9 protein-coding genes and 1 tRNA gene are annotated in these 12,448 nt (G+C 33.1%); all 10 read left to right on the top strand.

Translation table 11 applies throughout. The annotated features are described in order from the left end of the window. Positions 1-57 precede the first annotated feature (57 nt). The 10 genes from EIG86_RS05635 (at position 58) to EIG86_RS05585 (ending at position 12,263) form a co-directional block, all read left to right on the top strand. A complete protein-coding gene (locus EIG86_RS05635; RefSeq protein ID WP_127845189.1) occupies positions 58-1,968 on the top strand; it encodes an ABC-F family ATP-binding cassette domain-containing protein in 1,911 nt (636 codons plus the stop codon). Positions 1,969-2,032: 64 nt separating this feature from the next. Continuing rightward, positions 2,033-3,151 carry an efflux RND transporter periplasmic adaptor subunit gene (locus tag EIG86_RS05630; protein WP_127845188.1) on the top strand — a complete coding sequence of 373 codons (1,119 nt, stop codon included), beginning with the start codon at positions 2,033-2,035 and terminating at the stop codon, positions 3,149-3,151. Positions 3,152-3,162: 11 nt separating this feature from the next. Continuing rightward, a complete protein-coding gene (locus EIG86_RS05625; RefSeq protein ID WP_127845187.1) occupies positions 3,163-6,369 on the top strand; it encodes an efflux RND transporter permease subunit in 3,207 nt (1,068 codons plus the stop codon). Then, entirely contained in the window at positions 6,356-7,699 is a 1,344-nt protein-coding gene (locus tag EIG86_RS05620; RefSeq protein ID WP_127845186.1) for a TolC family protein, read from the top strand. The genes EIG86_RS05625 and EIG86_RS05620 overlap by 14 nt, the downstream gene beginning before the upstream one ends. Positions 7,700-7,701: 2 nt before the next feature. Next, the gene (locus EIG86_RS05615) at positions 7,702-7,884 is read left to right on the top strand and encodes a CPXCG motif-containing cysteine-rich protein (RefSeq protein ID WP_127845185.1); all 183 of its coding nucleotides are present in this window, start codon (positions 7,702-7,704) and stop codon (positions 7,882-7,884) included. Between the two features lie 82 nt (positions 7,885-7,966). Beyond that, positions 7,967-8,039: transfer RNA gene (locus EIG86_RS05610), tRNA-Met, on the top strand. A gap of 291 nt (positions 8,040-8,330) precedes the next feature. After that, on the top strand, positions 8,331-9,047 hold the full coding sequence (locus EIG86_RS05605; RefSeq protein WP_205030461.1) for an SDR family NAD(P)-dependent oxidoreductase: 717 nt from the start codon (positions 8,331-8,333) through the stop codon (positions 9,045-9,047). A 588-nt stretch (positions 9,048-9,635) separates the two neighbouring features. After that, positions 9,636-10,766 (top strand): GAF domain-containing protein, encoded by a 1,131-nt coding sequence (locus tag EIG86_RS05595; RefSeq protein ID WP_127845182.1) that lies wholly within the window; start codon positions 9,636-9,638, stop codon positions 10,764-10,766. A gap of 98 nt (positions 10,767-10,864) precedes the next feature. Then, positions 10,865-11,389, top strand: coding sequence for a DUF421 domain-containing protein (locus tag EIG86_RS05590; protein WP_127845181.1), 525 nt, complete (start codon positions 10,865-10,867; stop codon positions 11,387-11,389). Between the two features lie 313 nt (positions 11,390-11,702). Then, entirely contained in the window at positions 11,703-12,263 is a 561-nt protein-coding gene (locus tag EIG86_RS05585; RefSeq protein ID WP_127845180.1) for a hypothetical protein, read from the top strand. Positions 12,264-12,448 lie beyond the last annotated feature (185 nt).

Below are 12,448 nucleotides of genomic sequence, written 5' to 3'. Positions count from 1 at the left end.
TAATGTTTAGCTTTGCAAGTCAAAAATACCAATATTTGCACAAATTCTAAGTAACATATGCTACATATCCATAACTTGTCCGTGTCTTTCGGAGGAGAATATTTGTTTAAAGACATCAGTTTCAAACTCAGTCCAGGCAATCGCGTCGGTCTTATTGGTAAAAACGGCGCTGGAAAGTCGACTATGCTCAAAATTATTGCCGGAGAAATGTCTATTGACACTGGTCAAATAGCTAAAGACAAAGAAATCAGTATTGGCTTCCTTAAACAAGACATAGATTTTGAAGAAGGTCGAACTGTTTTAGAAGAAGCTTACCAAGCTTTCGAACAAATTAAAACTATTGAAGCTAAACTAGAACATATCAATCAGCAATTAGTTGAGCGTACAGATTACGAAAGCGACGCTTACAATCAATTAATGATTGATTTGAACGACTTTCAGCAACAATATGAAATTCTTGGCGGTTATAATTATCAGGGCGATACCGAAAAGGTTTTAAAAGGTTTAGGTTTTACTACCGAAGATTTTTCTCAGCAAACCAACACATTTTCTGGTGGTTGGCGAATGCGTATAGAATTGGCGAAACTTTTACTTCAAAACAATGATATCTTGCTTTTAGATGAGCCAACAAACCATTTAGATATTGAAAGTATAATTTGGTTAGAAGGTTTTTTAACAAACTTCAGCGGTTGTGTTGTCATAGTTTCTCACGACAAAATGTTTTTAGACAATGTCACCAACCGAACTATTGAATTATCTCTAGGCCAGATTTACGATTACAATAAACCCTATTCCAAATTTAAAGTTCTTAGAGAAGAACTTCGCGAACAACAACTGGCGGCAAAGAAGAATCAAGATAAAGAAATTGAGCAAACCGAAAAGTTAATTAGCAAATTCCGTGCTAAAGCGAACAAAGCTTCTATGGCACAATCACTAATAAAAAAACTGGAAAAAACTGAAATCATTGAAGTTGACGAGGAAGACAATCAGGTGATGAATGTGAGCTTTAATATTTCTAAAAACCCTGGAAAAGTAGTCATTGAAGCTGAAAATTTAGCCAAATCATTTGGCGATGATTTGGTTTTTAAAAATGTTGATTTTTTAATTGAACGAAACTCCAAAATTGCTTTTGTAGGTCAAAATGGACAAGGGAAATCTACCTTGGCTAAAATTATTGTCGGAGAACTAGAACATAAAGGCGAATTGAAACTTGGACACAATGTAGAAATCGGCTATTTTGCTCAAAATCAAGCCGAATATTTGGATGGAAACAAAACCGTTCTAGATACCATGATCGATGCTGCCAATGAAACTAACCGAAGCAAAGTAAGAGATATTTTAGGATCTTTCTTATTTCGTGGCGACGATGTAGGGAAATATGTAAAAGTTCTTTCTGGAGGCGAAAGAAACCGTTTGGCGTTGGCAAAAATATCCTTATCACCGTTCAACGTACTGATTATGGATGAGCCAACGAACCACCTCGATATTCAATCCAAAAATGTACTTAAAGCGGCTTTGAATAATTTTGAAGGTACTTTGATTTTAGTATCTCACGATAGAGATTTTCTGCAAGGTTTGGCAGATTCTGTTTATGAATTCAGAAATAACCACGTTAAAGAATTCCTTGGCGACATCAATGATTATTTGAAATATCGCGAAATGGAATCAATGCGAGAAGTTGAGAAAAAGGATAAAGTCAAAAAAGAAAAGCAAGCCAATAAATCAACAAAAAACGATTACGAAAAGCAGAAGAAAGAAAAATCTTTACAAAATAAATTAAGCAATATTGAAGCTGAAATCTCCAAGATTGAAAAAAACATTGCAGAGATCGACCATAAGTTAGAAACCAATTATGAAGAAACGGTTCAACAACCTGACTTTTTTGAAAAATACAACGCAAAAAAACAAAAACTAGAAACTTTGATGAAAGACTGGGAACAGTTTCAGATTAAACTTGATAGTCTATAAATTGTGAAATCTTTAACCCAATTTTGAAATCCATAAAGATAGATTTACAAACAATTTTTTTCTAATGAGAAAGGCTATACTTTTTATACTGGGTTTAATTTTAATTGTTGGTTCTATTTTTATTGCAAAATGGATTATAGACAACAATATTAAAGAAAAACCAGAACCCAAAACGATAGAGAAACCCGTATTTATTTACAATGTTCAAAACACCAGCATTCCCGTCAATTTATCTACAAATGGAAGTGTAGAAGCAGTCAATAAATTTGAAATTTTTGCTGAAGTTGAGGGTGTTTTTCGCAGTAGCAGTCATCCGTTCAGGCCAGGACAAGCCTACAAGCGTGGTGAGATTCTTATAGATCTCAATGAAAGAGAATTCGCTGCTAATGTTCAGTCGGTAAAAAGTCAATTGTACAATTCCATTGCTTCCATCATGCCAGATTTACGTTTGGATTACCCAGAAGTTTATCCAAAATGGAAAACCTATTTGGACAATTTCGAAATGGATAAACCAACTCCCGAATTACCTGAATTCGAAAATAATAAAGAGCGTTACTTCATTACAGGTAGGCAGATTCTTACAGATTACTATAATCTTAAAAACCTTGAAGAGCGTTTGCTGAAATTCAAACTTATCGCGCCATTCGATGGTGTACTTACAGAAGCTTCTGTAAATGAAGGAACATTGGTTCGTCAGGGACAAAAATTAGGTGAATTTATTGATCCTTCTGTTTATGAATTAGAGATTTCGATCAAAAAGGAATACATTAAATACATAGAAGTTGGTAATTCAGTAGAAATGAAAACCTTGGACGATAATCTAACTTTTAAAGGCAAAATTGTTAGAATTAATGCCCAAATAGATCCTAACACCCAAACTGTACAAGTTTTTATCAGAATTGAAAATAAACTTGCCAAAGAAGGCATGTATCTGGAAGCCATTATAAAAGCTAATACTATAGAAAATGCCATTCGGATTCCAAGAGAATTACTGATTAGACGGAGCAAGGTTTACATAATAGAAAATAACCGCATCAAACAAATAGAAGTCCAGCCTAAACATTTCAGCGACCAAGATGTAATAATCACCGGCGTTCCCGATGGAACCAAACTACTAGCCAATGTCGTTCCTGGTGCATATGTGGGAATGAAAGTCACTATTGAAGGCGAACAAAAACCATAAATTTCAAAGCATTGAGAAATCTGATCAGTTATTTTATAAAATACCAAGTGGCAGTTAATATTGTTATTTTGGCTTTTGTGCTTTTTGGAATTGCTGGTGCTCTAAGTTTGAAATCCTCATTCTTCCCGCTTGTAGAATCTAAGCTGATTAATATCAATATTTCCTATCCTGGTTCTGCACCTGAAGAAATTGAGGAAGGAATTATTCTCAAAATTGAAGATAACCTGAAAGGCTTAGAAGGTATAGATCGGGTAACTTCAACAGCTAGGGAAAGTGGCGGCTCCATCACTGTCGAAATTGAGCAAGACGAGGATATCGATATCATGCTTACAGAAGTGAAAAATGCTGTAGATCGCGTCCCCACTTTTCCGACTGGCATGGAACCTTTAGTTGTGGCTAAACAAGAAAACATTAGGCAAACTATAGATTTTGCTATTTCTGGAGAAGGTATTCCATTGAAGACTCTAAAAGATATTAGCTATCAAATTGAATCCGATTTACGCCGAATGGACGGTGTTTCGCAAATAGAAATTACTGGATTTCCAAATGAAGAAATAGAAATCGCTGTCAGTGAAGATAAATTACTCGCTTACGATTTAACTTTTCAAGATGTCGCTGGCGTTGTGGCAGCAAATAATATATTGACCACAGGAGGAACCATCAAAACCAAAGCTGAAGATTATCTAATTCGTGCCAATAAAAGAAATTATTACGCCGATGCGCTCAACAATATTGTAGTAAAAGCGCAACCCACAGGCAATGTCGTAAAGCTTTCAGATATTGCACTGGTGAAAGATCAATTCGAGGAAGCTTCAAATGTGTCTTTTTTCAATGGAAATGTATCTGTAAATATCGCTATAAGCAACACCAATTCAGAAGATTTGATTCCTACAGCAGACAAAATCAATGAATATGTTGAAGACTTTAATGCTAAAAATAATAACGTTCAACTGAATGTAATTAGTGATAGTTCGATAACCCTAAAGCAGCGTACCCAACTTCTTCTGGAAAATGGAGCTATGGGAATTGCATTAGTTCTTATTTTTCTATCCTTATTTTTGAATACAAGACTTGCATTTTGGGTGTCATTTGGCTTGCCGGTCGCCTTTTTAGGCATGTTTGTATTTGCAGGTTTATTCGATGTTACGATCAACGTGTTATCGCTCTTTGGGATGATTATAGTTATTGGGATTTTAGTTGATGATGGCATTGTAATTTCAGAAAATATTTATCAACATTACGAACGTGGTAAAAAACCTATTCGTGCTGCTATCGACGGTACGATGGAAGTCGTTCCACCAGTTATTTCTGCTATCATTACCACAGTTTTGGCATTCACAACTTTTTTGTTTTTGGATAGTCGTTTAGGAGAATTTTTCAGTGAAGTTTCAACCGTTGTTATCCTTACTTTGGTGATTTCACTTATTGAAGCTTTCATCATTTTACCTGCTCACATTGCCCATTCTAAAGCTTTGGTAAGAGAGGAAGATTTAAATGAAAAGAAATCTAATTTTTTCTCTAGACTTTTTAAAAAAATGCGAATTATCAATAAAACAGGTGATAAAATTATGCGTTTTCTCAGAGATCGGACTTATGCGCCGATACTCAAATTTTCATTGAAAAATCAATTTTTTTCACTGTCTATAATTGTGGCTTTATTGATTATAACAATTGGAGCCATTGGTGGAAATATAGTTAGAATCACATTATTTCCAAGTATAGCCAGTGATCGTGTCAGTATAAATTTATTGATGGCAGAAGGCGTAAACCCTGAGCGCACAGATTCAATAATTTCATTAGTAGAATCTGCTGCCTGGCGAGTCAATGAGGATTTTACTAAAAGACAAACTGGAGATAAACCTGTAATTGAAAATATCATAAAGCGAGTTGGACCAGGAAACAACAAAGCCTCTTTACAGGTGAATTTACTTCCAGGTGAAGAACGTGATTTTTCCTCTCCAGAAATCACAAACGCCATTCGTGAGGAAACCGGTCCAGTCTTGGGTGTGGAACAACTGACTTTTGGTTCTGGTGGGAATTTTGGCGGATTACCAGTTTCTGTGTCACTATTAGGCAATAATTTTGATGAATTGGAAGCTGCCAAAGAGGAGTTAAAAACCATTATGGAAGACAATCCGTTGCTGAAAGATGTCACTGATAGCGACCCTGAAGGCATCAAAGAAATTGATATTACGCTGAAAGATAATGCTTATGCGCTCGGTCTTGGTTTATCTGATGTGATGCAACAAATTAGAAACGGTTTTTTTGGAACTGAAGCACAGCGTTTTCAACGTGGGCAAGATGAAATTCGGGTTTGGGTGAGGTATAATTTGGAAAATCGATCATCCATAACAAACCTAGAAGATATGCGTCTTATCACGCCGTCGGGAAATCGCGTACCCTTTTCAGAAATTGCGACTTACAAAATTGTCCGCGGCACTGAATCAATAAGTCATTTGAATGGCCTGAGAGAAATTCAGGTCAGTGCAGATATGGAAGATCCAAATGGAAGTTCTACCGAAATTCTAGATAATATTCGTGAAAATGTGATGCCAGATTTATTGTCAAAATATACTTCACTTTCAGTGTCTTACGAAGGGCAAAATCGTGAAGCAAAAAAGCTAACCGACTCTGCAAATGCTGTTCTGCCAATTATTTTATTTTTGATTTATGCAACTATTGCTTTTACTTTCAGAAGTTATAGCCAACCCTTAATTTTGATGTTATTGGTGCCATTCAGTATTATTGGGGTGGCCTGGGGACACTACTTTCATGATTTCCCAATCAATGTACTGTCAGCTTTAGGAATAATTGCACTCATCGGTATTATGGTAAATGACGGTTTAGTGCTGATTGGAAAATTCAACAATAATATTCGGGAAGGCTTGGATTTTGATAACGCATTATTTGAAGCTGGAAAGTCTAGATTTAGAGCTATTTTCTTAACATCTTTGACTACTATTGCTGGTTTAGCACCATTAATTTTTGAGAAAAGCCGTCAAGCGCAATTCTTGAAGCCTATGGCAATTTCCATAGCTTATGGAATCGGGATTGCTACGGTTTTGACTTTAATTTTGTTGCCTATATTTTTGTCTATTAGCAATTATATCAAACTCGGAGTGAAATGGATTCCTAAAGGACAAATAGCAGACAGAACCACCTTAGAACGTGCCTACAAAGAACAACAAGAAGAAAAAGATTATGATGAGGCTGAATAAAATCACATTTCTATTGGTTTTTACTTTTGTATTTTCAGCAAAGTTTTTTGCTCAAAATGAAGAAGTAGATGGAATATTATTCAAAGATGAAGCAGCAGCTTTAGTTTTAGAAAATAATTTTGAAATTCAGATTTCAGAAAACAATGTGAATATTGCGGATAACAACCAAAGCATTTTGAATTCAGGATATTTGCCAACCTTGTCCACAAACCTGGGTTTTGATTATAGTATGGACGATCGGCTAGCGGAAGTTGAAGGTCAGGAACCACGAGATCAAAATGATTTGGAAACTCGAGCTTATGCGGCAGATCTCAATTTGAATTATACTATTTTTGATGGTTTAGGTCGCCTTTACAATTATAGAAGTTTGAAAGAACAATATAATTTGAGCCAACTTCAGGCCAGAGAAACTATTGAAAACACATTGATTCAAATGTTTACAGTCTATTATGAAGTTGCTCGACTTTATGAAAATGTTGAGATTTTGGAACAAACTTTAGAAATTTCAAACAAGAGGGTAAAACGCGCAAAATATCAATTTGAATTTGGTCAAAATTCTAAATTAGTTTCATTAAATGCAGAAGTAGATGCTGCTAATGATAGTATAAATTTGATTGACGCCAGACAGAATTTGGACAACACCAAACGCGATTTGATGCTTATCCTGAATGCTGAAATGGAAGATGATTTCAAAGTTGACACATTAATCACTTTTACACCAGAACTTCAAATTGAACAATATATTGATGATGCTGAGCAAAACAATGTCTCTATTCTTCAAACTGAAAAGAACTTAACTATTAGCGAATTTGACATCAAAATCGGTCGATCTGGTTATTTTCCAACAGTTGACTTATTCGGATCCTATGGCTGGAATCGAAATATAAGCCCCGAGTCTCCATTTTTTCCCGCATCAACACAAACCACTTCTGGATATGCTGCTGGCGTAAGCTTATCATGGAATTTGTTTGACGGTGGCCAAACAGCTGTTAGGATTCAGAATGCAAAAATAGATTATGCCAATCAAGAATTGCAGAAGAAACAAATTCAGCTTCAAGTCAAGCGAGATATTTCAAATGCATTCAATAATTATAAAAATCGATTGTACATTTATCAACTTCAGGAGAAAAATGTGATTACCAATAAAAATAATTTTGAAAGATCCAGAGAGCAATTCAACATTGGTCAAATCACCTCCATTGAATTTAGGCAAGCACAAATCAATTTGATAAACGCCCAAACCAGTAAAAATTTGGCTAAATATGACGCTAAAATCGCTGAATTACAATTATTGCAACTCACTGGGCAATTATTGAACATAAATTTTTAAAAATGTTAGAATATTTTTTTCAATGTCCATATTGTTGGGAAGAAATCAGCATGCTATTAGACCGTTCTGTGAGACAACAAAGCTATATTGAAGATTGCGAAGTTTGCTGCAATCCAATTCAGATTACGGTGCGTTTTGAAGCAGACGAACTTCAGGAATTTAGAGCAGAAGATATTCAACAATAATTAATTGAAAATTATTTTGCAGAATTCTAAATTAGTCTTATATTTGCAGTCCGATATTGATAAAATTATTTACAACATATATCGCGGGGTAGAGCAGCAGGTAGCTCGTCGGGCTCATAACCCGAAGGTCACTGGTTCGAGTCCAGTCCCCGCTACTAAATTAGAAGCTAATTAAATCAACGAATTGTGTTCTCGCAATTCGTTTTTTTATGTCTTCATTTTTCTGCAAAGAATCCTTTTACAAAATTCTAAATTAAGATTTTTTACTTTTTTAGGCTATTTAAAAGTAATGCAATCAATTCATTATGAATTTAGCAATAGCCTTCGCTACTACTTAATAAATTTAGAGGTTTGGAGTTTCAATTAAAATTCAATAATAATTTTCTAAATTTACGACTGAGAAACTGAATGAGGCGGTTTTTTAGATAGTCATTAAAAAATATATTATGATAGATTTAAAAGGCAAAAATGCCTTAATAACAGGGTCAAGTCGCGGAGTTGGTCAACAGGTTGCACAAGGTTTGGCAAATTTAGGATGCAATATTATTGTGCATGGAAGAACTCGTGAAAGTTGTACTAAAACTCTCGATATGTTAGAAAAATTTGAAGTGAATACGTATTGTGTGTTTGGAGAATTATCTGATGAGTCACAAATGGATCATTTAATAAACCAAGTAAAGGATTTAAAAATTAGTGTTGATATTTTATATAACAATGCGGCAATTATGTCCCCCTATCGTCCCGATTTTTGGAGCCATAGTTACGAAGATTGGATGAGCAGTTTCAAAGTAAATGTTTATGCAATGTATAAATTGAGTGCTGCATTTATCCCCGCAATGATAGAGAATGGTTTCGGACGTGTGGTTAATCTTACTTCTGGAATAAGACACGAACCTGAACTTGCTCCGTATGCAGCATCAAAATGGGCGGTTAATAAGCTTACTGATGATATCGCTATAAAATTAGAGAAAACCAATGTTAGAATAAATATGCTTGATCCAGGTTGGCTACGTACTGATTTAGGAGGTTCAAGTGCTGATCACGCTGTAGAAGAAGTCTTGCCTGGCGCACTTGCTCCTGCTTTGATAGAAAATGATGGTCCAAATGGTCATCTTTTTTCAGCAATTGTTCATAATCTAAATACAGATGACTTCAAGAATTGAATTCATTGCTGATTTCATGATTATTAGGAGATTTAAAATTTTTATCACAGTATTGAATTTCGGATTAACAAATCGAATAATAATCTTTAATGAATGAAAACTTCAAAAATAAATTTCTTATGAAACCATCGAAAAAAGTCATAAGATTAATTATATTTTTTTGGTTTATAGGAAATGGGTTGTTAGTTTTAAGTGCAACTGATTTATTTACCGATAGTTTCTTCCAAAAAAAGTATGTGATGATTTACTTTTTAATGTTTTTTTCAACATGCACAGTCGGAAAACTTTATATCAATTTTTTTAAAATTAATAATTTAGAATAAAATATTTTAAGCAAGAATTTCTTAAAATTTCAAAGTAATTATTCATAAAAAAAAGCCATCATCACTAATAATTAATATTTTTAACTCTGGCAAATAATTGAAAAAACTATGAAGCTAATTTTAGAAATTATCATCAGATTGTCACTAAGGTCCAAATAAAGATGAGTTTAATTTTTTTTATAAAAAGTGCCAATTTTTAAACATAAATGGAGTCAAAAACGAAATAAAAACTCAACCACGCTCCCTGCAAAAAGATAAAGAAAGAATGAAATCGGAAAATAATAGATTAGAAGATTTAAAATCATACAAAATACTGGACACCAATCCAGAAGATGAACTAAATGAATTAGCTGAAATAGCCTCCTTAACCTGTAATGCTCCGATTTCCTTGATTACCTTTATCGATAAAGATCGTCAATGGTTTAAAGCCAAAATAGGCTTAGATATACCAGAGACTTCCCGTTCACATTCGTTTTGCCAGCATACTCTGAATAAACCAAAGGAGGTTTTTGTGATAAATGATTCCCTAAAAGATGATCGTTTTAAGGATAATCCATTAGTCATAAACCAGCCCAATATTAGATTTTATGCTGGAGTTCCATTGGAAACACCTGATGGAAATGTTTTGGGAACTTTGTGCGTAATAGACCACAAACCCCACACAATTTCTAAAAATCAAGAAAAGGTATTGCAAATTTTATCCAAAAAGGCAATGGATTACCTAAATACCCGTAAAATAGTTCTGAACCAAAAAAATAAAATTGATTCGAATACAGAAAATCTTAGAAAACTGACTGACAATATTCCAGGAGGGATTTTTCAGGTAAGGATGAACCTTGACGGAGAATTGAAATTTGATTTTCTTAGTGAAGGCATAAAACAACTTCATCCAAATGTAGATTTGGCAGAATGGAAAAAAGATCCTGCAATTGGATTTCAACTAATTCATCCAGAAGATCTTCCACAATTTTTTGAAAGTCTTAAACAATCATATAAGAATCTTACCGAATGGTATAATGAGTACAGGTTAAATTCCGAAGATGATGAATGGCATATGGTTAAAGCTACACCTGAAAAGCTAAAAGATGGAAGTGTGGTTTGGTACGGCAGTTTTCAAGATATAACAAGTCATATAGAGTATGAAAAAACAATGGAGCAAATTGCATTTGACATCTCGCATGTTTTACGAAGACCAGTAACAAGCCTTTTAGGTCTAACCTCATTGATAACTAATGAAGAAGATCTCAACAAAATTAATATTCATGAGTACTCAGAGAATATTCAAGAAGTAGCAAATGAATTAGAAAAATTTACTAAAGATTTGAACGACATTTATCATAAGAAAAGAGAAAAAATAACTGATCGCAGTAAAAGGTATAAAGCTTTTGAAAGATAATTTAATAATCAATATTTATAACTAAATCAATTTTAGCTTACAAGTTTGCAAATTTGAATAGCCTACTTTTATATCTTAATTGTTTTAAAAAATAAATTATGGAATGGATTTATGACTTAAAGGACCCGCTTTGGGAAACAGTAGCAGGAAGTATTCTGATATTTATTGTTGTTATATTGCTAACTAGAATAGTTGGGTTAAGGTCTTTCGCCAAATTCACAGCTTTCGATTTTGCTTTTACTATAGCTATTGGTAGTATAATTTCTTCGACTCTGACATCAAAGACAAGCATCATTCATGGCTCAATAGCTATTGCTAGTTTATTGTTTCTCACCTATATATTTTCATTTCTTCAAAGAAGAATACCATTCGTTAATTCTTTAATTTCAAACAAGCCGTTATTATTGATGGATAAAAATAAGATTTTATTCGAAAATTTGAAACATGCCAGAATTGAAAAAGCGCAATTAATTGCAAAATTGAGAGAAGCAAATGTCTTAGATTTCAATCAAGTGGAAGCTGTTATATTAGAATCAACTGGAGATATTTCAGTTTTACATAGGTCTAATAGTGAAATTCAAATGAATTCAGAATTAATTGAAGGTGTTAGAAGAAAACCATAAATACTAGATTAAAATTATTTCCATTTTTTTATCATTTTCTTAGCTTAGTTGAATTATTGCGACTTTTAGATTTAATAAAATTCTTAGATTTATTTCAAAGAAATTAATTCTCCTTTTTTGAAATTTTAGAAATAATTCAAATCAAATTGTGCAAAATATAATCTCTTGCTCAAAGTGCTTTCTGCTATTTTTAAAATAAATGGCACTTTTCAAAAACAAACTATTCAAGTCATAAAATTAATTGCTAAATTTAACTGTATTGAAGTTTTAATAAAACAGTTTTTTTTGACCTAAATACAAAATAGAAAGCAAAATGAAGATTAAATCCAATAGCTCTAAAAGTGAAGTTGATTCGCCCTATTTTGTCAGAAATAAAAAATTCTGCAAAGAATTTGAAAGTTTTATTCTAGAAAAAAATGGAAATGTAAAAGGGAATTTTAATGCGTGGTCGTTTTCAATAATTGGAAAAATAACTAAACCGAATACCTGGATTTTAAGATATAAAAAAGCAACTTTCACCTCTGGAAATTTATTTCTTTCGAGTAAATATCAGAATCTACTGACAATGGCTGAATGGAAAACCACTAATAGATTTGGTTCGAATTTTAAGATTAGAAAAAAATCGTTTATTGATTTTTTTAATCTTCAATTGGATGAATCGCTTTCAATTTTAGATTTTTCAGACAAATATCTAATTATAAATGGTGAACAGAATAATAAATTTATAAAGCAAATGCTGAAAATATTGAAACCGCTTTTCCTTTCTGGAGAAATTTATAAAATTGAAAACTCTAATGATAATCTTAAAATCGAATTGAGAACAGAAAAACTTCACTTTGATATATTTGAAAAACTCAAAGAATTGAAAGCCTAAACATTCCATTTTATAGCAAAATTCAAAATTCTATTTGGAAAAAAGTACTTTCAGTTTTTAGGAAAACAGACATTTACACTAACTGATTTTAGAACTTTTTCAGCAAAATAACCTGAAGGCTCTTGTAAGCTTCCCCTAAAACCGAACTGTTCAAAAGTATAATATAATTTTTAAATTTGGACATA

The organism is Psychroflexus aestuariivivens (genome assembly GCF_004010055.1).
Classification (GTDB): domain Bacteria; phylum Bacteroidota; class Bacteroidia; order Flavobacteriales; family Flavobacteriaceae; genus Psychroflexus; species Psychroflexus aestuariivivens.
This window is presented reverse-complemented; position numbering and strand designations above follow the sequence as displayed.